Source organism: Kitasatospora sp. NPDC005748 (genome assembly GCF_040630735.1).
Lineage (GTDB): Bacteria > Actinomycetota > Actinomycetes > Streptomycetales > Streptomycetaceae > Kitasatospora.
The window spans coordinates 103,641-125,280 of record NZ_JBEXYD010000015.1 but is presented as its reverse complement, the minus strand read 5'-3'; the positions used below and the strand labels follow the sequence as shown (position 1 = coordinate 125,280).

Annotated in this window: 17 protein-coding genes; 12 read left to right on the top strand and 5 right to left on the bottom strand. The window is 74.9% G+C overall.

The features are described 5' to 3' along the window. Positions 1-19: 19 nt before the first annotated feature. Complete coding sequence (locus tag ABZ495_RS14705) at positions 20-688, bottom strand: DUF4360 domain-containing protein (RefSeq protein ID WP_359836034.1); 669 nt, start codon at positions 686-688, stop codon at positions 20-22. 254 nt (positions 689-942) lie between these two features. On the opposite strand from ABZ495_RS14705, the gene ABZ495_RS14700 reads away from it, so the two are divergent. From ABZ495_RS14700 to ABZ495_RS14685, 4 genes are all read left to right on the top strand, one after another. Then, positions 943-2,223, top strand: a complete 1,281-nt coding sequence (locus ABZ495_RS14700) for a tyrosinase family protein (RefSeq protein WP_359836032.1) — start codon at positions 943-945, stop codon at positions 2,221-2,223. 1 nt (position 2,224) lies between these two features. After that, positions 2,225-2,728, top strand: a complete 504-nt coding sequence (locus ABZ495_RS14695; protein WP_359836030.1) for a hypothetical protein — start codon at positions 2,225-2,227, stop codon at positions 2,726-2,728. 225 nt (positions 2,729-2,953) lie between these two features. Beyond that, the gene (locus tag ABZ495_RS14690) at positions 2,954-3,352 is read left to right on the top strand and encodes a hypothetical protein (RefSeq protein WP_352297482.1); all 399 of its coding nucleotides are present in this window, start codon (positions 2,954-2,956) and stop codon (positions 3,350-3,352) included. Between the two features lie 189 nt (positions 3,353-3,541). Further along, entirely contained in the window at positions 3,542-4,219 is a 678-nt protein-coding gene (locus tag ABZ495_RS14685) for a class F sortase (RefSeq protein ID WP_359836028.1), read from the top strand. A 66-nt stretch (positions 4,220-4,285) separates the two neighbouring features. Here the strand turns inward: ABZ495_RS14685 and ABZ495_RS14680 are convergent, their stop codons facing one another. Together ABZ495_RS14680 and ABZ495_RS14675 are read right to left on the bottom strand one after the other, a co-directional pair. Next, on the bottom strand, positions 4,286-5,317 hold the full coding sequence (locus ABZ495_RS14680) for a methyltransferase (protein ID WP_329490967.1): 1,032 nt from the start codon (positions 5,315-5,317) through the stop codon (positions 4,286-4,288). Between the two features lie 122 nt (positions 5,318-5,439). Next, positions 5,440-6,522: a right-handed parallel beta-helix repeat-containing protein gene (locus ABZ495_RS14675; RefSeq protein WP_359806196.1), complete on the bottom strand. Its 1,083-nt coding sequence runs from the start codon at positions 6,520-6,522 to the stop codon at positions 5,440-5,442. A 627-nt stretch (positions 6,523-7,149) separates the two neighbouring features. Between ABZ495_RS14675 and ABZ495_RS14670 the strand changes: the two genes are divergently transcribed. The 3 genes from ABZ495_RS14670 (at position 7,150) to sph (ending at position 11,447) form a co-directional block, all read left to right on the top strand. Continuing rightward, positions 7,150-8,109, top strand: a complete 960-nt coding sequence (locus ABZ495_RS14670; protein WP_329490965.1) for a deoxyribonuclease IV — start codon at positions 7,150-7,152, stop codon at positions 8,107-8,109. A 164-nt stretch (positions 8,110-8,273) separates the two neighbouring features. Continuing rightward, positions 8,274-10,370: an MMPL family transporter gene (locus tag ABZ495_RS14665; protein ID WP_359836027.1), complete on the top strand. Its 2,097-nt coding sequence runs from the start codon at positions 8,274-8,276 to the stop codon at positions 10,368-10,370. Positions 10,371-10,442: 72 nt separating this feature from the next. Continuing rightward, positions 10,443-11,447 carry a sphingomyelin phosphodiesterase gene (gene sph / locus ABZ495_RS14660; RefSeq protein ID WP_359836025.1) on the top strand — a complete coding sequence of 335 codons (1,005 nt, stop codon included), beginning with the start codon at positions 10,443-10,445 and terminating at the stop codon, positions 11,445-11,447. A gap of 253 nt (positions 11,448-11,700) precedes the next feature. On the opposite strand, the gene ABZ495_RS14655 is transcribed toward sph, so the two are convergent. Then, a complete protein-coding gene (locus ABZ495_RS14655; protein ID WP_359806202.1) occupies positions 11,701-11,907 on the bottom strand; it encodes a hypothetical protein in 207 nt (68 codons plus the stop codon). Between the two features lie 9 nt (positions 11,908-11,916). After that, the gene (locus tag ABZ495_RS14650; protein ID WP_359836023.1) at positions 11,917-15,081 is read right to left on the bottom strand and encodes a DEAD/DEAH box helicase; all 3,165 of its coding nucleotides are present in this window, start codon (positions 15,079-15,081) and stop codon (positions 11,917-11,919) included. Positions 15,082-15,274: 193 nt separating this feature from the next. Here ABZ495_RS14650 and ABZ495_RS14645 point away from each other — a divergent pair, with 193 nt between their 5' ends. The 5 genes from ABZ495_RS14645 to ABZ495_RS14625 all read left to right on the top strand — a co-directional run bounded on the left by ABZ495_RS14645 (position 15,275) and on the right by ABZ495_RS14625 (position 21,406). Further along, the gene (locus ABZ495_RS14645; RefSeq protein WP_359836021.1) at positions 15,275-16,597 is read left to right on the top strand and encodes an MFS transporter; all 1,323 of its coding nucleotides are present in this window, start codon (positions 15,275-15,277) and stop codon (positions 16,595-16,597) included. Positions 16,598-17,523: 926 nt separating this feature from the next. After that, positions 17,524-17,718, top strand: a complete 195-nt coding sequence (locus ABZ495_RS14640; protein ID WP_329490958.1) for a DUF1508 domain-containing protein — start codon at positions 17,524-17,526, stop codon at positions 17,716-17,718. 129 nt (positions 17,719-17,847) lie between these two features. Beyond that, positions 17,848-19,110 carry a glycosyltransferase family 1 protein gene (locus ABZ495_RS14635; RefSeq protein WP_359836019.1) on the top strand — a complete coding sequence of 421 codons (1,263 nt, stop codon included), beginning with the start codon at positions 17,848-17,850 and terminating at the stop codon, positions 19,108-19,110. Next, the gene (locus tag ABZ495_RS14630) at positions 19,107-20,360 is read left to right on the top strand and encodes a glycosyltransferase (RefSeq protein WP_359836017.1); all 1,254 of its coding nucleotides are present in this window, start codon (positions 19,107-19,109) and stop codon (positions 20,358-20,360) included. Before ABZ495_RS14635 ends, ABZ495_RS14630 begins: the two co-directional genes overlap by 4 nt. After that, complete coding sequence (locus ABZ495_RS14625) at positions 20,357-21,406, top strand: SGNH/GDSL hydrolase family protein (RefSeq protein WP_359836015.1); 1,050 nt, start codon at positions 20,357-20,359, stop codon at positions 21,404-21,406. The genes ABZ495_RS14630 and ABZ495_RS14625 overlap by 4 nt, the downstream gene beginning before the upstream one ends. Positions 21,407-21,640 lie beyond the last annotated feature (234 nt).

Genomic DNA, 21,640 nt, shown 5'->3' with positions numbered 1-21,640 from the left:
GGGCCGTGCGCGTCCGGCGTCAGGGGCACTGCCTCCAGGCGAGGTGGTAGACGGTGTTGATGCTGCCGTCGGTGGAGTCCATGGTCATGAAGCTGGTGGTCCTGGTCGGGTCCGAGGTGCCGGCGTTGACCCGGAGTTCGGTGTTGATGTTGAAGTTGCGCAGCTCCCCGCAGGGCGCCCAGACCAGCGCCGTCACGGCGACGCGGTCGGTCGCCTGCCAGCTGTCGTCGATGGCCCCGGTGAACTTGTGGCTGAGCGAGGTGGTCTGGGGCGAGCCCTGGAAGTAGTAGTTCGCCTTCTGCACGGCGGACGCCCCCGGCTCCAGGTGCGCGTAGCCCCGGTAGTCGGCGGCGGCGATCGCGTAGGTGAAGCCCTGCGGGACGTGGACGTTCAGGTTGAGCTGACAGTTCTTCCGGAAGTCGGTGGGCTTCGACCCGACGCCCACCTGCGCGATGTAGTCGCTGTAGGTGACGGTGAAGGCCGTGTTGTCCGGGGAGACGGCGATGGCGGCGGTACCCGCCGGGCAGCCGGACCCGTTGACGGTGGCCACGTCGATGACGATCTTGTCCGGCGGCGGCGTGCTCCAGCCGGTCGCGGCGGCCTCGCCGCCGACGCCGGTGAGCGAGGAGCCGAGCAGCGCTGCCACCGCCGCACCGCCGGCGGCCATCATGCGTACAGTCACGGGCATTTCCTTCCGTCGGCCCACCGGTCACGGGCCGCACCCCCACGTGCGTGCCATCCGGCAGGCTTGTCGGGTACATGTCACCACCGATGGCGGTGCCGCGGCCAGGGGCGCGGACCGGCGCATCGCCGAGCGCCGGGGCGGACGATCCGGCGCCGGGCGGTACGCCGGTCGGCTGGCGCGGAGCGCGCCGCACCGCACGGCTCACCAGGGCGATCACCCCGTGCGCATACGGTGTGCCGCACAACGGAGGTGACCCCATGACCACGAGCCGACGCGACATCAACTCCCTCAGCCCGGCCGAGCTGGACGACTACGTCCACGCCCTCGGGATCCTGCGCGCACGGTCCGCCGCGAACCCGGACGACGAGACCGGCTACGACTTCCAGGCCGCCCTGCACAACGACATGTTCGTGGGCCCGTGCGAGCACGGCAACGACCTGTTCCTGCCGTGGCACCGCTCGCACCTGTACCACTTCGAGAAGCTCCTGCAGGAGTCCGACCCCCCGCGCACGGCGAACGTCACGCTGCCCTACTGGGACTGGCTGCACCCGGAGACGACGGGGAAGTTCCCGGCCGCGTTCTCGCTGCCCGGGCTCGTCGAGGACCGCAACACCGTGGCCACGGCACTTCCGCCCGACACCCTGGACATCGTGACCACCGAGACCGACCAGGGCGAGTTCGGCGGCTTCCCGGCGGCCCACCCGGGAGGCGACTTCGGGCGACTGGAGTTCGGCCCGCACAACTTCATGCACGGCAACTACATCGGCGGCCTGATGGCGGACCCGTCCACCGCGTCGATGGACCCGATCTACTACAGCTTCCACGCCTTCATCGACCTGCTCTGGGCCGAGTGGCAGCGCCGCAACGGATCCCCCGCCCCCACCTCGCCCGACCACGACCTGCGCGGCTTCCTCTCCCAGGAGAAGCACAAGGTGGCCGACTTCGCCGACACCGTGGCGCTGGGCTACCGGTACGAACTCACCGACCGGCTCAAGGCCGACTTCGACGTGCCGACCCCGCAGCCGGTCGTCCGCCGGCTGCTGGCGGCGCAGCCGCTGAGCCTGGTGTCCGCGCCGAGCCTCACGGCCTCGCTGCGGGCCGACTCCCGGGCCGAGTTCAGCCTCGCCGCCCCGCCGGCCGAGGCGCGGAAGGTGATGGTCCGGCTCGACGACCTGAAGGTCCCGGTCGCCGGCAGCTACGTGCTGCGCGCCTACGTCCACCCCGCCGACGTCGCGTTCCGGGCCGACGACCCGGACTTCGCCGACCACTACGGCGTCGGCTACGTCACGATGTGGAAGTCGCACCGGACGGCCCCCGACGACCGCCCCGCAGGCGGCCGGCCGCACCCCCACCACCCGACCGAGTGCAACGCGCGCTTCGACGTCACGGCCGTCCTCGCGGCGGCCCCGGCCCCCGAGGACCTCGTGCTGACGCTCCAGTACCTCCCCTCCCCCGACCCCTACGGCCGGCCCCAGGAGGCTCCCGGCCTGCTCCAGGAGGTCGCCCTGAAGGACGTCCTGATGGAGGTGTACGGCTGAGATGCGTACTCCGGTCTTCGAACTCCACATCCAGCCCATGTTCCGGGCGACCGACCAGGAGCACATGACCTTCGCGGTCGACCTCTGGGACTTCGACTCCGTGGTCGCGAACGCGGACGACATCCTCTCCCGGATCGACGGCGCCGGGATGCCTCCGGACTCCGAGGGCGGCCCGTGGCCGCAGGAGTGGATCGCGCTCTTCCGCCGCTGGCACGAGAGCGGGCACAAGCGCCTCCAGCTCGGCACCGCGGCCTTCGCGTTCAGCCAGACGTCCTCCGCCACGACCGTCACCGCGACCGGCACCTTCCCGGCCGCCGGATTCACCGGCTGGCTCCAGCTGGAGAGCCAGACGGACAGCGCGAAGACGTACGTCCTCTACTACGAGGCCCCGGACGCGCCCGCGCCCGGTACGCCCGCCGCGTTCACCCTGAAGGAGCGCTACCGGGCCACCGACACCCGGTCCGTCTTCGTCCGCGACAGCGGGGGCGTGCAGCAGCTGCACTGAGCCGGGCCGCCGGTCGGGCCCGGATACCGAATCACCCGGATCACCGGGGCACTCGGGTGAACCCGCCCAGGAGTCCACTCGAAGGGCGCACCGCCACACCGGCCACCGCCGTCCTCCGGTGGCAACGGCCGCCGCGGTGGATGACGGTGGTTCAGGCGCACTCCGCGAGTCCCCTTGCCCGACGACGTGTCGGCAGTCGCGGCCCGCGCCGGAAGGACCCACCCCATGCGTTCTGCACGCACGCTGCTCGCCGGAGCGGCCGTCGCCGCCGCCCTGACCGTTGCCGCCCCCGCCGCGTACGCGGACGGCACCGCCGACAAGAACCTCACCTGGCAGGAGAAGCAGGACAAGGCTGCCACCCCCGACGGTCAGAAGACCTGGGACGACAAGCAGGACAAGGCCGCCCCGTCCGTGCCCTCCGCGCCGGCCGCGCCCTCCGCGCCCTCCGGCGAGGAGCACAAGGCCGAGGAGAAGACTCCGCACGGTGGCGTGCACACCGGTGGCGGCGGCCTCGCCCTGTCCGGTGGCGGCCTCGCCTCCGGCGCCGTCCTGCTGCTCGGCGGCCTGGGCGCCGGCGCCATCGCGCTGCGGCGCGGTCGCCGGACCAGCGGCGCCGCGATCTGACCGGGCTCTCTCCGTAGCCTGCCCGCCGTGGCCACCGTCCTCAGTGGTGGCCACGGCGGGGGCACGTGCGGCGGCGCCCCGGCCCCCCTCTTCGGGGCGGGCGGCGCCGTGCCCGGCGGCCGCAGGCGCCGCCCGTGGACAGCGAACACCGCCCGGTGGTGACGACCGGCATGACCTAGGAGTGGAACGATGGCCGGTCCGGCCACTGGAACGTCCCGGTTGCTGCGCGTGGGTATGGGCGCCGCGGCCGCCGGTCTGCTGATGATCTACAACTCGGTGGACCTGGCGCCCGCGTCCGATCCCGGACCCGGCCAGGCCGCTCCCCCGGCCGCCACCGCGAGCGCGTCCCCGGGTGGCGCGGCCTCGCCCGCGGCCGCCGCCAAGCCGGCGGCCCCCGCGCTGAAGCGCTCCAAGCCGACCCGGCTGCGGATTCCGCAGATCGCCGTCGACGCGCCCTTCACCGAGCTGACGCTGAACCCGACCGGTGAGCTCAACGCACCGCCGCCGGAGGACAAGAACCTGGTCGGCTGGTACCGCGACGGCGTTTCGCCCGGTGAACGCGGCGCCGCCGTGGTGGCCGGACACGTCGACACCGCCAAGGGCGCCGCGGTCTTCCTGCTGCTCAGCCTGGTCGTCCCCGGCAACAAGGTCGAGGTGCAGCGGGCCGACGGCACGGTCGCCGTCTTCGTGGTGGACTCGGTGGAGACCTTCGCGAAGAACGCCTTCCCCGACCAGAAGGTGTACGGGAAGACCACCGACTCCCAGCTGCGGCTGATCACCTGCGGCGGCGTGTACGACAAGAAGCGCAAGGACTACCTGGACAACGTGGTGGTCTTCGCGCACCTGGAGTCCTCGCGCAAGGCGTGAGCCCGGACACCGAGCGACCGCCGGTCCCCACTGCGGGGCCGGCGGTCGCTCGGTGCGGTGCGGCGGTCAGCCGCGCACGGTGGCCTCGAAGGCGTGCAGGTACGGGTTGACCGGGCGGACGTCGGCCACGTCCAGTCCGGCCTCCTCCATCAGCCGCACCAGGCTCTCCTTGGAGTGCTTCGCGCCGCCGACGTTGAGCAGCAGCATCAGGTCCATCGCGGTGGTGAAGCGCATCGACGGGCTGTCGTCGACCAGGTTCTCGACCACGACGACGCGCGCGCCCGGACGGGCCGCCAGGACCACGTTGGCGAGGGTGCGACGGGTGCTCTCGTCGTCCCACTCCAGGATGTTCTTGATGATGTAGAGGTCGGCGTGGACCGGGATGTCGACCCGGCAGTCACCGGGGACCAGCCGGGCCCGGGCCGCGAAGGCGCCGCCGTCGCGGAGCCGGGGGTCGGCGCCGGCGACCACCTTGGGCAGGTCCAGCAGGGTGCCGTGCAGGGCCGGGTGCTTCTCCAGCAGGCTGGCCAGCACATGGCCCTGGCCACCGCCGATGTCGACCACCGAGTCGATCCCGGTGAGGTCGAGGTACTCGGCGAAGTCGACCGCGGACTGCCGGCTGGAGGTGGTCATCGCCTTGTCGAAGACCTTGGCCGAGTCCCCGCCCTCGCTGTGCAGGTAGTCGAAGAACTCCTTGCCGAACAGCTCGGGGAAGACGTTGCGGCCGGAGCGGACGGCCTCGTCCAGCTTCGGCCAGGCCTCCCACGTCCACGGCTCGGTGCACCAGAGGGAGATGTAGCGCAGGCTGTTCGGGGCGTCCTCGCGCAGCAGGCGGGACATCTCGGTGTGCTCGAAGCGGTCGTCGCCCGTCTCGTGGAAGATGCCGTAGCAGGTGAGGGCCCGCATCAGCCGGCGCAGCGGCTTGGGCTCGGTGTCGAGCGCGGCCGCGAGGTCGGTGACGGTGGTCGGGGTGTCGCCGAGCGCGTCGGCGACCCCGAGCCTGGCGGCCGCGCGGACGGCGGCGGCGCAGGCGGCGCCGAAGACGAGCTCCCGCAGGCGCATCGCGGCCTGCGGGGTGGTGGCGGGTGCGGTGGTCATGTGCCGTCTTTCTGCAGGTGGGAGGTGGGAGGTGGGAGGTGGGAGGTGGGCCGGGGTACGGGGGAGCCGGGGCTTCGCCGGGTGGCCGGGGAGCCCCGCGGCCGCGGGTGGGGGCCTGTGGCTCAGCAGTGGCCGGCCGGCTCGGAGACCGCGCACTGGTTGCGCGCGAAGGAGTTGGAGGTACCGGTGTCGCGGTCGGCGAGGTCGGCCGGACCGTTGCCGACCACGTGGTTGCCGGTGACCGTGTTCCGGGCGTTGGCCACGCCGACCACGCTGCGGAAGAGCACGATGCCGCCGGACATCGGCGAGGCGCCCACGTTGTCGGTGACCTCGTTGCCGGCCACCGTGGTGTCCTCGGCGCCGGTGAGCAGGATGCCGGTGCCCTGGATGGCGTCGAGGCGGGGGTTGGGCGGGCAGTAGCTGTTGTTGGCCACGACCCGGTTGTGGCTGACGCTCAGCGCCCCGGCCCGGGGGACCCCTTCGTCGCCGACGATGAAGACACCGCCGCAGTTGCCGTGGATCTCGTTCGCCTCGACGCTGAGGTCGCGCAGCCGGCGGACGGTGACGCCGATCCGGTTGTCGGTGAGCAGGTTGCCGCTGACCACGGTGCCGTCGGTGGTGAGGGCCCCGCCCTCGCTGTCCACCGCGTTGGCGAGGAAGACGCCGGACTGGCCGTTGCGGGTCGACTCGTTGCCGGTGATCACGGCACGGGTGGACTTCTCCTGGCTGATGCCCTGCTGGCCGTTGTCGTGGACGTAGGCGGCGCGGACGGTCATGCGGTCGGTGCCGGAGGCGTTGATGCCGTTCTTGCGGAAGCCGGTGACGGCGAGGGCCTCGATCGTCACGTCGGTGAGCGGGCCGGCGTCGGCCCCGACCACGCAGAGGCCGTGGCCGGCGGTGGCGCAGGCGTTGCCGTCGGCGGCGTCACCGGGGGCGACCACGCTGTCCGGGCCGGCTCCGCGCAGGGTGAGGCCCGGGGTGGTGATCCGGACGCTGCCCCGGTAGGTGCCGGGGAGCAGCTGGACGGTGTCGCCGGGGCCGGCCTCGTCGACGGCCTGCTGAATCGATTCGCCCGGCTGGACGAGGTGCACCGTCCCGGCGGCGTGCGCCGGAGGTGCGGCGCCGAGCGCGGTCAGGGCGGTGGTGAGTGCGGTCGTGGCGGCGGCGGTGGCCGCGGCGAGGTGGTGGACCCGTCGCGTGGGCATGAGTGGTGACCTGCTTTCTCGCGCGCTCGCGGGGACGCCGGCGCGGTGACACGGAGTGTGCGGGAGATGACGGCCGGTGGGTGTCGGCCGAATCGACGCTATGGGCGCGCGAGGGGGCCCGCCACCAGGGCTGGGCTGCGGGACTGACGGGGCGTCGGCCAGGTGGGCGGGCCGTCGGCGTGGCGCGGGGCGGCGGGGTGGGTCGGGGCGGGGCGGGGGGCGACGGATCGGGGCCGTGGGCGGGGAGACTCGGGGTGGGGCGGCGATGGGGCGGGGCGGCGATGGGGCGGGGCGGCGATGGGGTGGGGCGGCGGTGGGGCGGGGCGGGCACGGTGGCGGCAGCGGGAGCCGGGCAGCACGTCGGCGCGCCCGGTTGCGAGAGGTGAGGTGCGGTCGGGCACGTCGTCGGGCGGGTACGCCGGGGTGTGCGGTACGCCGGGGTGGCGTCCGGCCGGTCCGGGCCGGCCGGGCGAACCGCGCCGGCCGTAGCGGGGAGCGGGATCGGGGCCACCGGGGCGTACCGGGGCCTGTCGTGCGCCCGGCCGTGGCCGGTCGCCGGGGCGAGCCCGTCCGGACCGCACCCGTCCGGGCGCCGGGCCCGCCGGCCCGCGTGGCATGCTCGGGGTCATGAACACCGCCGTCGCCGCGCCGCCCGCCGCGGCCGTACCCGCCGCCTCCGCCCGCAATCCGATCGGCGCCCACGTGCCGGTGGCCGCCCGCGGACTGGCCGGGACGGGCCTCGCGTACGCGCGCCGGGTCGGTGCCGAGACGGTGCAGGTGTTCGTGGCGAACCCGCGCGGCTGGGCCACTCCCCCGGGCAACCCCGCCCAGGACGCGGAGTTCCGCACCGCCTGTGCCGAGCAGGGCATCCCGGCGTACGTGCACGCGCCCTACCTGATCAACTTCGGTTCGGACAACGCGGCGACCCGCGAACGCTCGGCCGACTCGCTACGGCACTCCCTGCTGCGCGGCCACGCGATCGGCGCCGCGGGCGTGGTGCTGCACACCGGTTCGGCGGTCGGGACCGCCCCGGGCGGCGGCTCCCGGCGGGCCGAGGCGATGGCCCAGGTCCGCGCGGACGTCCGGCCGCTGCTGGACGAGCTGGACGCGCTCGGCGAGGACGCGCCCTGGCTGCTGCTGGAACCGACAGCCGGTCAGGGCAGCTCGCTCTGCTCCCGGATGGAGGACCTGGCGGCGTACCTGGACGCGCTGGACGGCCACCCGAGGGTCGGGGTCTGCCTGGACACCTGCCACGCCTTCGCGGCCGGTCACGACCTGGCGGCGCCGGGCGGCACCGGCGCGGCGCTGGACGCCCTGGTCGCGGCCGCCGGGCCGGGCCGGCTGCGCCTGATCCACGCCAACGACTCGGAGGACGCCGTCGGCGCGCGCAAGGACCGGCACGCCAACATCGGGGCCGGGCTGATCGGGGCGGAGCCGTTCCGCGAGCTCTTCGAGCACCCCGCGACAGCCGGTGTCCCGCTTCTGGTGGAGACCCCGGACCGCAAGCACGGCGGTGACGGCACCGGGCACGCGAGGGACATCGCGGTCCTGAAGGAGCTGCGCGCGCGGGCCGCCGTACCGGCGTAGCCGCCGGGCTCCGGCGCCGTGGGCGGCTCGCGGACCACGCCCGGCGGGCCGCCCCCGCCCGGTCCGGTACGGGCCGCCCCCCGACCGGTTCAGCCCGGGCTGCCGGGTAGCAGGAGCGGTGGGAGGCTGGGACGACTGACGCCCGAGGCCCCTGGGAGTTTCCGATGAGCCCGACCCGGAAGCTGGCCACCCTGCCGTGCGGCCGCCGCAGCAAGTGGGTGGTCCTGGCGCTGTGGCTGGTGCTGCTGGTGGTGGCCGGGCCACTGGCCGGCAAACTCACCGACGCCGAGGACAACCAGGCGTCCAGCTGGCTGCCGGGCAACGCGGAGTCCACCCACGTCCTGAACGAACAGCGGGCCTTCCAACCGGTCGACACCGCGCAGGCCGTGGTGGTCTACCAGCGGGACGGCGGGATCACCCCCGCCGACCGGGTCGAGGCCGCCCGCGACGCGACGGCCTTCGCGAGCGCCCCGCACGTCCTGGGGCCGGTGGTCGGACCGGTGGTCTCCGCCGACGGCCAGGCGATGCAGACGATCGTGCCGGTCGACATCGGCACCGGCGGCTGGCAGGACCTGCGTCCGGCGGTGGACAGCATGCGCGCGACCGCCGCCGACCACAGCATGGGCATGGCCACCCACGTCACCGGCCCGGCCGGGGTCGGCGCCGACCAGGCCGAGGCGTTCGCGGGCATCGACGGCACCCTGCTGGCCGCCACCATCAGCGTGGTGATCATCCTGCTGCTGCTCACCTACCGCAGCCCGGTGCTCTGGGCGCTGCCGCTGATCTCCGCGGCGGGCGCGCTCGTCGTCTCCCAGGCCGTGATCTACCTCCTCGCCGAGCACTCCGGACTGACCGTCAACGCGCAGAGCGCCGGCATCCTCATCGTCCTGGTGCTGGGCGCCGGCACGGACTACGCGCTGCTGCTCACCGCCCGCTACCGGGAGGAGCTGCGCCGGCACGAGGACCGGCACGAGGCGATGGCGTTCGCGCTGCACCGGGCCGGGCCGGCGATCCTGGCCTCCTCGGCCACCGTGGTCGCCTCGATGCTCTGTCTGCTGGTCGCCGAGATGAACTCCACCAGGGGCCTCGGCCCGGTCTGCGCGATCGGCGTGCTGGTCGCCCTGGCCGCGATGCTGACGCTGCTGCCGGCGCTGCTGGTGGTCGTCGGCCGCTGGGTGTTCTGGCCGGTCAAGCCCGCGTACGGGACGCCGGAGCCGACCAGGACCGGCCGGTGGGCCCATGTCGGCGGCTGGATCAACCGCCGTCCGCGCAAGGTGTGGATCGGCACCGCGCTGGCCCTCGGGGCCTGCTGCATCGGGCTGGTCTCGCTGAACGCCACCGGTCTGAGCACGGCCGGCTCGTTCACCGGGACGCCGGACTCGGTGGTCGGCCAACAGGTGCTGGAGCAGCACTTCCCCGGCGGCACCGGCGCCCCGCTGACCGTGATCAGCGCGGCGGGCGAGGCCGGTACCGTCCGCGCGGTGGCGCAGGAGACCCCCGGGATCGCCGGGACGTCGACCCCGACCACCCACGAGGGGCAGGCACTGTTCCAGGCCACGCTCGCCGACCCGCCGGACAGCCAGGCCGCCAAGGACACCGTGGACCGGGTGCGGGCCGCCGTCCACGCGGTGCCGAACGCCGACGCCAAGGTGGGCGGCAGCACGGCGGTGATCCTGGACGCCGGACGGGCCGCCGCCAACGACAACCGGACGATCATCCCGCTGGTGCTCGGCGTGGTGCTGGTGATCCTGGCGGTGCTGTTGCGGGCCGTCACCGCACCGCTGGTGCTGATCGCGACCGTGGTGCTCTCCTACGCGGCGGCGCTCGGGATCAGCGCGTTCTTCTTCGAGCACGTCTTCCACTTCGAGGGCCAGGACAACGCGTTCCCGCTGTTCGTCTTCGTCTTCCTGGTCGCGCTCGGCATCGACTACAACATCTTCCTGATGACCCGGGTGCGGGAGGAGTCCGCCCAACTCGGCACCCGGCAGGGGGCGGTGGCCGGACTGGCCGCGACCGGTGGGGTGATCACCTCCGCCGGGCTGATCCTGGCCAGCACCTTCGCGGTGCTCGGGACGCTGCCGGTGGTGGGATTCGCCGAGATCGGCTTCGCGGTGGCACTCGGAGTGCTGCTGGACACCCTGGTGGTGCGCTCGGTGCTGGTCACCGCGCTGACCATGGACCTGGACCGGCACATGTGGTGGCCGAACAAGTTGTCCAGGCAAGTCCACGATCCGGAAAGCCAGTTGAGCAGACATCTTTGAGTTACCGATGAGTTCACAAACTGCTTGTCGAACGTCTTGCCGGACGTGGCCGGGAGCGCGTTGACTGCGCGCATGCCAACTCCCACCACCCTCCGGCGGGCCTCGCGACTCGCCGCCGCCGGTGCCGTCGCCGCCGCCCTGCTCGCCCCCTGCGCCGCCGCCCAGGCGGTGACCGAGCCGACCGCGAGCGCCGCCACCCCGTCGGTCGCGCCGCTCGACGTGCTGACGTACAACGTCTTCCTGATGAGCAAGAACCTGTACCCCAACTGGGGCCAGGACTACCGGGCCAACGCGATCGCGGCCGCCGACGTCTTCCAGGGCCACGACGTGGTCGTGCTCCAGGAGGCCTTCGACAACAGCGCCTCCGACCAGCTCACCGCACAGGCCTCCGCCGCGTACCCGTACCACACCCCCGTGGTCGGCCGCTCGACCTCCGGCTGGGACGCCACCAGCGGCAGCTACACCTCCACCACCCCGGAGGACGGCGGGGTGACGCTGCTCAGCAAGTGGCCGATCCTGCGCAAGGAGCAGTACGTCTTCAAGGACGCCTGCGGCAGCGACTGGTGGTCGAACAAGGGCTTCGTCTACGCGGTGCTGGACGTCAACGGCCGGCGCACGCACGTCATCGGCACGCACCTGCAGTCCACCGACACCGGCTGCTCGGCCGGGCAGCCCGCGGCGGTCCGGGCGGCGCAGCTCAAGGCCATGAAGGCGTTCATCGACGGCAAGAACATCCCGGCCGCCGAGCCGGTGCTGATCGCGGGCGACCTCAACATCGACTCGCACGGCAGCGAGTACCCGTCGCTCCTGACCAACGCGAACGTGGCGCCCGCCGACACCCGCGACGGCTGGGCCAACTCCTTCGACACGGTCGACAACTCGATCGCCGCCTACCGCTACCCCGGTGAGCCCAAGGAGGACCTGGACTACGTCCTCTACCGGGCCGACCACGCCCGGCCGGCGCGCTACACCAACACGGTGGTCCGCTTCCACAGCTCGCCGTGGACGGTGAGCAGTTGGGGTACGAGCTACACCTACAACGACCTCTCCGACCACTACCCGCTGACGGCTCGGTAGCCCGGCCTGCCGCCTGCCCGGCCGGTGCCCACGGCGTGAACCGCGGGCACCGGCGGGGCGGTGGGGCCCGGGGGGCCGCTCCGGGCAGTTGGGATCGGGAGGGCCGCTCCGGGCGGTTGGGACCGGGAGGGCCGCTCCGGGCGGTTGGGACCGGGAGGGCCGCTCCGGGCGGTTGGGATCGGGAGGGGCCGCTCGTCCGGCGGGGGAGGAACGGGACCTCCTGGCCGGTCGTTCGGGAACACGGCCCGAGCGGTCAGCCGGTGTCGGTGAACCGCCGGTACGCGGGGGCGAGCAGCGCCTCCAGCGGGCGGCCGCGCACGGTGATCCCGGAGGCGACCAACCCGTCGACAGCCGGGGCCGCTTCGGGGCCTGCGTCGGCGGGCGCGATCGGCGGCGGGACCCTGCCCTGCCAGAAGGTGTCGAGCGACTCCGTCAACGGGCGGTCATCCGGTACTGGCATGGCGGCGGGTCACTCCCCGATCGCGTCGGCGGACAGGGTCAGCAGCTCGCGCAGCCGCTCGGTGGACAGCTCGGCCAGCCACTGCTCGCCGCCGCCGACCACGGCGTCGGCCAGCGCGCGCTTCGCGGAGATCAGGTCGGCGATCCGCTCCTCGACGGTACCGACGCAGACCAGCCGCCGGACCTGCACGTCGCGGCGCTGGCCGATCCGGTGCGCCCGGTCGGTGGCCTGGTCCTCGACCGCCGGGTTCCACCAACGGTCCAGGTGGATCACCTGGTTGGCGGCGGAGAGGTTCAGACCGGTGCCGCCGGCCTTGAGCGAGAGCAGGAAGACCCGCGGGCCGTCCGGGGCCCGGAACCGCTCGACCAGGTCGTCCCGCCGCCCCCGGGGCACCCCGCCGTGCAGGTACAGCACCTCGCCGCCCAGGCGGCGGCTCAGGTACGGCTGGAGCATCGCGCCGAACTCGGCGTACTGGGTGAAGACCAGCGCGCGGTCCCCCTCGGCCAGCGCCTCCTCCAGCACCTCGACCAGCCGCTCGACCTTGCCCGAGCGCCCGGCCACCTCCGTTCCGTCGTGGAGGAGTTGGGCCGGGTGGTTGCACACCTGCTTGAGCCGGCCGATCGCCGCCAGCACCGCCCCCTTGCGCTCCACGCCCCGGATGCCCTGGAGGCGCCGCAGCAGATCAGCGACCACCGCCCGGTAGAGACCGGCCTGTTCGGCGGTGAGCCCGCAGTGGACGGTGAACTCCTGCTTGGCCGGGAGGTCCTGGGCGATCAGCGGGTCGCTCTTGCTCCGGCGGAGCAGGAACGGACCGCTCAACCGCCGCAGCCGGGCAGCGACCTCGGCGTTGCCGGACTGCTCGACCGGGATCGAGAAACGCTCCTTGAACGACTCCGCACTGCCGAACAGGCCGGGGTTGGCGAAGTCCAGGACGGCGTGCAGATCGGCCAGCCGGTTCTCGACGGGCGTGCCGGTGAGGGCGATCCGGGGGCCGGAGCGCAGTGATCGCAGCGCCCTGGACTGCCGGGCCGCCGGGTTCTTCACCTGCTGGGCCTCGTCGGCGACGATCCGCCGCCAGCGGATCCGCCGCAGGTCGGCGACGTCGCGCTGGACCAGTCCGTAGGTGGTGATCACCAGGTCGGCGGACGGATCCGGCGCCGAGCGGTCGGCGCCGTGGTGGACGTGCACGCGCAGGCCGGGGGCGAACCGGGCGGCCTCCCGCTGCCAGTTGCCGACCAGCGACATCGGGCAGACCAGCAGGGTGGGCCCGGCCGCGCCGCGCTCCTGCTCCAGCGCGAGCAGGGCGAGGGTCTGGACGGTCTTGCCCAACCCCATGTCGTCGGCGAGCACCGCGCCCAGGCCGAGCCGCCCGAGGGCGTCCAGCCAGGCCAACCCCCTTCGCTGGTAGGGGCGGAGAGTGCCGGTGAAGGCCTCGGGCAGCTGCGGCGTCCGGTCGGCGTCGCCGGGCCGACCGGCCAGCAGGTCGCCGATCGGCCCGGTCGCATGGACGGCCGTGACGGGGAAGCCGTCCACACTGGCCCGGTCGTCCACGGCCAGTCGGAGCAGCTCGACCGGCTCCATCGTGCCGCTGCCGTGGTCGGCCAGGAACCTCACGGCAGCGGCGAGTTGGGCCTGGTCGACCTCGATCCAGCGGCCGCGCAGCCGGACCAGGCCCTGCTGGGCGGCCGCAAGCTCGGCCAACTCCTGCTCGGTGAGGGTCACTTCACCGAGCGAGAGCTGCCACTGGAAGGCCAGTACGGCGTCCCGGTCGATCTGCGCGGTGCGCTTGACCGCGCCGGGGGTGGCTGCCGGAGCCGCGGTGAGGGCCAGCCCGATCCGGGGGCGCCGCTGCCACCAGGCCGGGAGCAGTACCCCGAAGCCGGCCCGGGTAAGGGCCGGCGCCGCCGTGCGCAGGAAGTCCAGCGCGCCGTCGCGGTCCAGGTCGACACCGGTGGGGCGGGGGTCCAGCAGGGCGGTGCGCAGCGGCGGGTGGATCCGGGCGGCCCGGTCGAGCTCGGCCAGGTAGGCCTCGGCCGGATCCGGGACGGTGCGGGCCAGGGCCGCGTACACCTCGTCCTCGGCCCACAGCGCGGCGGCGGGGACCACCAGGGACGGCCGGTCGGCGGCCTGGACCAGCAGGTCCAGCCGCCAGGAGTCGGCGACGGCGCCGCCGTCGGGGTCGTCCGGGTCCGGCCCGAGCGGTTCGCCGAGGCGCAGGTTCAGCCGGACCGGGCTGTCCGGGGACCGGGCGGCGTACCAGGCGGCGAGCCGCTCGGGCAGGTCGGCGGGCGGGCGCTCGGGAAGCCGGCCGTCGGCGGAGTGGAGCGCGGCGAGCCACGGCTCGGCGGGCGGTTCGAGGTCCGCGAGCGCGGCCCGGGCCTCGCGGTCGACCAGGGTGTCCAGCAGTTCTGTCGACAGGTCGACGGCGCTGCGCCCGGCCGGCGCCGGCTCCGTTGTCCGTGGTCCGGGCGTGTGCTGTCCGGACCCGGGCGCTGCGGGCGCGGGCGGTGCGGGCGTGGGCGGTCCGGGCGCGTGCTCGGCGCGGCAGACCGGGGGGCAGCCGGCGGCCAGGGCCGCGAGCTCCCGGCGGGCCGCGGTGTCCGGCGCGGGCCGCCAGCGCGCGTACCACTCCCCCGGCCGCTCCTGCTCCAGCGCGGGCAGCAGCCGCCCTCGCCCGACCAGCCGCCAGGCGAGGTCGTGGACGGCGGACAGCCAGCGCAGCGAGGCGCCGTACGCGACCTCGACGGTTTCGCCGCCCGGGAGCTCGACGGTCGCGCCCGGCCAGTGCGGGTCGTGCAGGGCACCCAGCAGCTGGGCCGCCTCGGCGGCGTCGAACAGCAGGGTCGGCACCCGCCAGGGGCTGAGCGTGACCCCGCGCGGCGCGGCTCCGACCGGCAGATCGGGCGAGGGCACCGGTCGGCCGCCGAGGGCGGGCAGCAGCAGGCCGGTCCAGCGCTCCGCCCCCTGGCCGGCGAGCCAGTCGAGACCGGGCCCGATCGCGCCCAGCAGACGCGCGACGTCGGCGGCCGCGCAGGCGAACGGATGGGCGCCGGCCCGGGCGCCGTCCGCCGTACTCCGGCCGGCCGCCGCGCGGCCCTCCCGGTACACCGCGGCATCCTCCGCCCAGAGGGCGAGGCGGCCGTCGGCTCGCCAGAGCGCGTGCAGGGCGTACATCGGCCGGGGCCTTCCGGAGCGGTGCGGACAGCGGGCTTCCCAGCCTAGCTTCGAGGTCCGACAGGTCGGCCGGGCGGCGGGTGGTGCTCCCCGCAAGTCCCCCATGAGGTCTGTTGACATCAAGTATCTTGACGTCGAGATTCATGTCCGGCAGGCTGCTCCCCGAACACCGGAACGGCGAGGGGCAGGGGTCATGGCACAGCACGGGGGCGGACTACTGGCGCAGCTGCGGCGGCCGCCGGGCGGACGGGACGGGCGGATCATGCTGCTCGCCCAGTTCCTGGACCGGACCGGCACGGGGGTGTGGGCCGCGGCCTCGGTGCTGTACTTCACCTTCGTCACCCGGCTGGACGCGCGGCAGGTCGGCCTGCTGCTGGGCGTGGCCGCCGTGGCGGGCATCGCCGGCTCCCCGCTGGCCGGGCAACTGGCCGAACGGTTCCCCGTCCGGGGGCTGCTGATCGGGTGCCACCTGGTGCGGATCGTCACGATGGGCCTGCTGCTGGTCTGCGACGGCTTCACCGCGCTGCTCGCCGTGATGGCGGTGACCTCCCTGGGCGAGCGGGCGGCCAAGACGCTGGAGATGCTCTTCGCCACCCGGTCGACGGGCGAGCGGCGCTCCACCTACCAGGCACTCACCCGCAGCGCGGCCAACGCCGGGTACGCGCTGGGCGCGGGCATCGCGGCGGTCGGCCTGGCGGTGGGCACCACCGACGCCTACCGGGCACTGGTCCTCGGCAACGCGCTGTCCTTCGCGGTGACCGCCGCCCTGGTGTGGCGCACCCGGGAACCGCGCGGCGGCGGCCGGGTCGCGGCGCGGGCCGATACGCCGGGCACCCCGGCACAGGAGCCGGCGCCCAGCCCGTGGCGGGACCGCGGGTACCTGCGCTTCGTCCTCCTGGACATCCCGATGAGCCTGGACGACTCGGTGCTCAACGTCGGGCTTCCGCTCTGGCTGGTGAACCACACCTCGGCACCGCACGCCCTCGTGCCCGCCTTCCTCGCGATCAACACCGTCCTGGTGGTGGTACTCCAACTCCGGGTCTCCGCGCGCGCCGAGGGCCCGCACCGCGCGGCGGCGGCGGTCACCCTGTACGGCGTGGCGATGTCGGCGGGCTGCGCGGTCGTGGCACTCGGCACCGGCGGCGGGGCCTGGTCGGCGGCGGCCGCCCTGCTGGTCGCGGCGATGCTGGTCACCGCCGCCGAGCTGATGCGGTCGGTGAGCTCCTGGGAGCTCGCCGTCTCGCTGGCACCCGAACGGGCCCGGGCCTCCTACCTGGGCGTGGCCGGCATGGCCCAGTCCGTCCAGAAGTCGGCCGGCCCGCTGCTGCTGACCGGCGCGGTGATGGCCGCCGGCCCGGCGGGCTGGCTCACCCTCGGCGCCGCCGTCGCGGGACTCTCCGTCGTGCAACGCCGCTCCTGCGAACGGCGGTTGACGGCGCTCGCCGCACCGATGGCCGAACCGCCGAGCACTCCCCCGAGCGGAGCCGTCGACAGGGCACCGGAACTGCGCGCCTGAGGTCCGGTCTCCGGAGGAGTTGCCGCCCGCGAACCGCGAGGTGGAGTCGCTCGGGGCGGGCGACGACCGAGCGGGCGGCCGTCGACCGGGGAGCGACACGCGGTTCAAGCCTTCGGCGACGGGAACGCTGCCGCCGGGGGTGGTCGGGATGGCAACGGCAGGGGGTACCGGCCCGGGGCCGGGGACCGGGCCGGGCAGCGGTGGCGGGCCGAGCGGCGGTGGCGGGCCGGGGAACACACCGGGCGGCGGACCCGGCGCTCCGCCCGGGCGGTCACGGCAGCAAGCCGTTCGGGCCTGGCTGGGCCACTGGTCCACCGTCCTCGGCGGCCTCGGGACACTGCTCGCGGGACTCGCCGCCGTCCTGACCTGGTGGCAGCTTTCGGGGAACGACTCCCCGCACCCGGCGTCCTCCGGCGGGCCGGCCGCCGCCGCGGCAGCGGCGAGCACGTACGCGTCGACGGCTCCGGGCCCGGTGGCCACCGCCACGACGGCCCTGGGCCGGGACCTGGCGCGGGAGCATCACCCAGGGCCGCGAGAAGTACGTCGTCCTCGTACGGATCCGCGACGCGCGGATCGGCGAGGAGTTCGCGGACGCCGAGTACTCACCACTCGGCTGCACCACGGTCTGGCTGCTCACCGAGCGCCTCCCGAAACGGCTGACCGGCCACGAGAGGGTCACCCGCAACACCCGGACGACGTGCGTGAACGGCGACTTCGTGCTGGAGCCGCGCAGCGACGGCACGCTCCTGTTCGACTGGGGCCCGTCGCGGGCCACCGGCATCCTGACCCGCGAGTAGCACCGCCCTGAAACTCTCGGCCCGATCGCGGTAGGGGGTGACCCATCTGGCTCATCTGGCATGCGGTGGTGGGAACTTGGGCCTACGTTGCGGTGCGAGGGGGCTACCGGACCGAAAGGTGAAGACCCAATGGCAGGGAAGTTCGAGCTGTACACCGACGAGACCGGCATGCACCGGTTCCGGCTCAAGGCGAGCAACGGCACCGTCGTGGTGACGGGCGATCCGCACGAGAGCCGGGACGACTGCATCAGGAGCATCGAGTCGATCCGGAAGCTCGCGCCCTACGCGGAGCTCAAGGAGACGGCGGCCGGTCCGGCCCGGTAGGGCGGACGCACCGCGCTTCGGGCGGGTGAGGGCGCAAACGCGGGTCGGTGGCACAATCGCCGACCCGCGTTCGTTTGTTCGACAGATCCCTTTGGCCGCCTGCACGCCGGATGCGGACAGAACGTTGGCATGCGCGTCGTCATCGTCACCGAATCCTTTCCGCCCGAGGTCAACGGAGTCGCCCACAGCGTGCTGCGGACGGCCGAGCATCTGGTCCGCCGGGGCCACCAGCCGCTCGTCATCACCCCGGCACCCGCGCGGGGGGCCGAGTGCCCGCCGCACGTCTTCGGGGGCGGGACGGGGGCGGCCGAGCTGCCCGTGGTCCGCGTCCCGTCCGTCCCGCTGCCGGGCTACCCGCAGGTCCGGATCGCGCTGCCCGGCCGGCAGTTGACGGCCGCGGTCGCCGGGCACCGGCCCGACATCGTCCACCTGGCCAGCCCGTTCGTGCTCGGCGCGCGCGGGATGCAGGCCGCCGCCCGGCTGGGTGTCCCCGCCGTCGCCGTCTACCAGACGGACCTCGCCGGGTACGCGCACGCCTACCGCGCGGGCCGCGGGCTGGGCGAGGCCGCGGCCTGGCACCGGATCCGGACCGTCCACCGGGCCGCCGCCCGCACCCTCGCGCCCTCCACCCCCGCGGCACAGGACCTCACCGCGCACGGCGTGCCGCGGGTGCGGCTCTGGCCGCGCGGGGTGGACTCGGTCCGCTTCCACCCGCGCCACCGTGACGAGACGCTGCACCGGGCCCTCGCGCCCGGCGGGGAGGTGCTGGTCGGGTACGTCGGGCGGCTCGCGCCCGAGAAGCGGGTCGACCTGCTGGCGAGCGCCTCGGCGCTGCCCGGGGTGCGGGTGGTGGTGATCGGCGACGGACCGTCCGCGCCGGGGCTGAAGGCCGCGATGCCCGGCGCGGTCTTCCTCGGCCGGCGGACCGGGGAGGAGCTGGCGCGCTGTTTCGCCACCCTGGACGTGTTCGTGCACACCGGCCCGCTGGAGACCTTCTGCCAGACCATCCAGGAGGCGATGGCCAGCGGGGTCCCGGTGATCGGCCCGGCCGCCGGGGGGCCGCTGGACCTGGTCGGCCACCGCCGGACCGGCCTGCTGGTGCCGCCGAGGGACGGCGCGGCGGTGGCCCGGGCGGTCACCACGCTGGCCGGCGACGCCGAACTGCGGGCCGCCTACGGGCGGGCCGGGCGGGCGGACGTGACGGCCCGCACCTGGGAGGCGGTCGGGGACCTCCTGCTGCGGCACTACGCGGAGGTGCTGGCCGAGCACCGCGGCACCGCGGTGGCCGAGGTCACGGGTGCGACCGGACCGGGCCGCGAGGGGGCGGCCCCGACGGCCGCCCCGGCGTGCCCCGCCGAGGGCGCCCCGGTGGCGGAGGAGCTCCCGGCATGACCGACCACGGAGCCTCGCTCCGGATCGTCCGGGTGGCGAACTTCGTCACCCCGGTCTCGGGCGGACTGCGCACGGCCCTGCGCCACCTCGGCGAGGGCTACCGGACCGCCGGCCACACACCGGTGCTGGTCGTCCCCGGCGAGCGGCGGACGGAGGAGGAGACCGGGCAGGGGCTGGTGGTCACCCTGCCCGGACCGGTGCTGCCCGGCAGCGGCGGCTACCGGCTGCTCACCGACCGGCGGGCGCTCGCCCACGAGCTGACCCGTCTGGCGCCGGACCGACTGGAGGTCTCCGACCGCACGACGCTGCGCTGGACCGGCGGCTGGGCCCGGCGCCACGGCCTGCGCTCGGTCATGGTGTCGCACGAGAGCGCCGCCGGGCTGCTCCGCACCTGGGGCCTGCCCGGCCCGCTCGCCACCGCGGCCGCCGACCGGCTCAACCTCCGCACCGCCCGGTCCTACGACACCGTGGTCTGCACCACCGACTGGGCGGCCGCCGAGTTCCGCCGCCTGGGCGTACGAAACCTCGCTCAGGCACCGCTGGGGGTGGACCTGACCGCCATGCGCCCCCTCACGGCCGCCGAGCGGGCGGACGAGCGGGCGCGCTACGCGGACCCGGGGCAGGCGCTGCTGGTGCTCTGCTCCCGCCTCTCGGCGGAGAAGCACCCCGAACGCGCCGTCGACGCCCTCGCCGAGCTGTCCTCGGGCGGGCTGCCGGCCGTCCTGGTGGTGGCCGGCACCGGACCGCTCCGGTCGCGGCTGGCCACCCGGGCCGGGCGGCTCCGGCTGCCGGTGCACTTCCTCGGGCACGTGGCCGGGCGGGGCGCACTGGCCCGGCTGCTCGGCTGCGCCGACGTGGTGCTCGCCCCCGGACCGGTCGAGACCTTCGGGCTGGCGGCGCTGGAGGCGCTGGCGTGCGGCACTCCGGTCGCGGTCAGCCGGTCCTCGGCGCTGCCCGCCCTGGTGGGCCCGGCCGGTCTCGCGGCCGACGACACCGGCGCGGGATTCGCGGGGGCGGCGCGTGAGCTGCTCGCACGCCCCGAGGAGGAGCGCCGCGCCGCCGCCCGCGCCCGGGCCGAACAGTACGGCTGGCCCGCCGCCGTGGCGGCCTTCCTCGCCGCGCACCGTGCGGCGGCCGTGGTGCCGGCCCCGCTCGGGACGCCGGACCGGGGGCAGGACCAGGACCGGGCCCGGGAGCGGGTGCAGGACCGGGCGGTCTCCCCGGCCCCCGGGACGGAGGAGGCACGATGAGCACGGCCGTCGTGGGGAACGAGGGCGGCGAGACGCTCCCGGGCACGGCGCGCCCGGAGGCGGTGACCCACGAGCCCCTGCCCCTGACGGCGGTAGCCCCGGGCAGCGTGCGCGGGGAGCGGAACGCGGGTGCCGGGAGCGCCGTCGAGCCGGTGCGGTTCGTGGCCCTCGGCGACTCCCTCACGGAGGGCGTCGGTGACCCGGTCACCGGCGGCTGGCGGGGCTGGGCGGCGCTGCTCTCCGGCTCACTGGCTCCGCCGGGGGTCGGCGTCGAGTTCACCAACCTCGCGCGGAGCGGGACTCTCACCACCGACCTGACGACCGAGCAGCTGCCCGCCGCGCTGGTGCTGCGCCCCCGGCTGGCCGCCGTGGTGGTCGGGGGCAACGACACCCTGCGGTCGGAGTTCGACATCGGCCGCACCGCCCGGGAGCTGGACACCACGCTCCGCGAACTCTCCCGCGGCGGCGCCCTGGTGCTCACCGCGTGCCTGCCCGACCCGGGCACGCTGCTGCGACTGCCGCGGCCGCTGGCCCGGCCACTGGCCCGCCGGATGGACGCGGTGAACACCGTGGTGCACGCCCTCTCCGCGCGCCACCACGCCCTCCACCTGCACGTCGCCGGCCTGCCCTGGACGGCGCGGCGCGGCTTGCTGAGCGTGGACCGGCTCCACCCCAGCGCCGAAGGGCACCGGCTGATCGCCCGGGGCTTCCACGAGTTGCTCGCGGCCGCCGGCCGGCCGCTCGGTCCGGCCCCCACCGGCGGTCCCGTCGACCCGCCCCCGGGCGCCGTCGCCGACCTCTGGTGGATGGCCACCCGCGGCACCAGCTGGGTCGCCGAACGCAGCACGGACCTGCTCCCCGGCCTGCTCGCGCTGGCCGCCGTCGAAGGCTGGGCACGCCTGCGCGGTGCCACCGGCCGCCACGACGAGCGGATGGCCCGGGCGGCGGCGGCCGCGCTCGGCGCGCTCGCGCCGGTCGACGCGGACCCACGCGGACCGGTCGACGCGCTCGCGCCAGCCGCACCGCACGGCGGCCCGCCGAAGTGATCGCCCCTCACCGCCGGACGGACCGCTACCGCCGGTACCGCCGGTACCGCCGGTTCGCCGCGGTAACCGGCGGGGAACCGTTCGGAGCGGGTGGGGTGTCGTGGTGGGCAGCGGGCGGATCGACCTGCCCGGATCGAAGGAGGGAGTCGGAGCGGTGACGGACCGACAGAGCGTTTACTCCGGACGTGAGTTGATGGCAGCCGCAGGGGTGCTCTTCCCGTCCGCCGACGGCCG

Bases quoted from the DNA above. Each gene is read 5' to 3' on its own strand.
- ABZ495_RS14675 (WP_359806196.1), bottom strand. From the start codon at position 6,522: ATGCCCACGCGACGGGTCCACCACCTCGCCGCGGCCACCGCCGCCGCC.
- ABZ495_RS14640 (WP_329490958.1), top strand. From the start codon at position 17,524: ATGGCAGGGAAGTTCGAGCTGTACACCGACGAGACCGGCATGCACCGG.
- ABZ495_RS14700 (WP_359836032.1), top strand. From the start codon at position 943: ATGACCACGAGCCGACGCGACATCAACTCCCTCAGCCCGGCCGAGCTG.
- ABZ495_RS14665 (WP_359836027.1), top strand. From the start codon at position 8,274: ATGAGCCCGACCCGGAAGCTGGCCACCCTGCCGTGCGGCCGCCGCAGC.
- ABZ495_RS14685 (WP_359836028.1), top strand. From the start codon at position 3,542: ATGGCCGGTCCGGCCACTGGAACGTCCCGGTTGCTGCGCGTGGGTATG.
- ABZ495_RS14630 (WP_359836017.1), top strand. From the start codon at position 19,107: ATGACCGACCACGGAGCCTCGCTCCGGATCGTCCGGGTGGCGAACTTC.
- sph (WP_359836025.1), top strand. From the start codon at position 10,443: ATGCCAACTCCCACCACCCTCCGGCGGGCCTCGCGACTCGCCGCCGCC.
- ABZ495_RS14680 (WP_329490967.1), bottom strand. From the start codon at position 5,317: ATGACCACCGCACCCGCCACCACCCCGCAGGCCGCGATGCGCCTGCGG.
- ABZ495_RS14645 (WP_359836021.1), top strand. From the start codon at position 15,275: ATGGCACAGCACGGGGGCGGACTACTGGCGCAGCTGCGGCGGCCGCCG.
- ABZ495_RS14690 (WP_352297482.1), top strand. From the start codon at position 2,954: ATGCGTTCTGCACGCACGCTGCTCGCCGGAGCGGCCGTCGCCGCCGCC.
- ABZ495_RS14635 (WP_359836019.1), top strand. From the start codon at position 17,848: ATGCGCGTCGTCATCGTCACCGAATCCTTTCCGCCCGAGGTCAACGGA.
- ABZ495_RS14670 (WP_329490965.1), top strand. From the start codon at position 7,150: ATGAACACCGCCGTCGCCGCGCCGCCCGCCGCGGCCGTACCCGCCGCC.
- ABZ495_RS14705 (WP_359836034.1), bottom strand. From the start codon at position 688: ATGCCCGTGACTGTACGCATGATGGCCGCCGGCGGTGCGGCGGTGGCA.
- ABZ495_RS14650 (WP_359836023.1), bottom strand. From the start codon at position 15,081: ATGTACGCCCTGCACGCGCTCTGGCGAGCCGACGGCCGCCTCGCCCTC.
- ABZ495_RS14625 (WP_359836015.1), top strand. From the start codon at position 20,357: ATGAGCACGGCCGTCGTGGGGAACGAGGGCGGCGAGACGCTCCCGGGC.
- ABZ495_RS14655 (WP_359806202.1), bottom strand. From the start codon at position 11,907: ATGCCAGTACCGGATGACCGCCCGTTGACGGAGTCGCTCGACACCTTC.
- ABZ495_RS14695 (WP_359836030.1), top strand. From the start codon at position 2,225: ATGCGTACTCCGGTCTTCGAACTCCACATCCAGCCCATGTTCCGGGCG.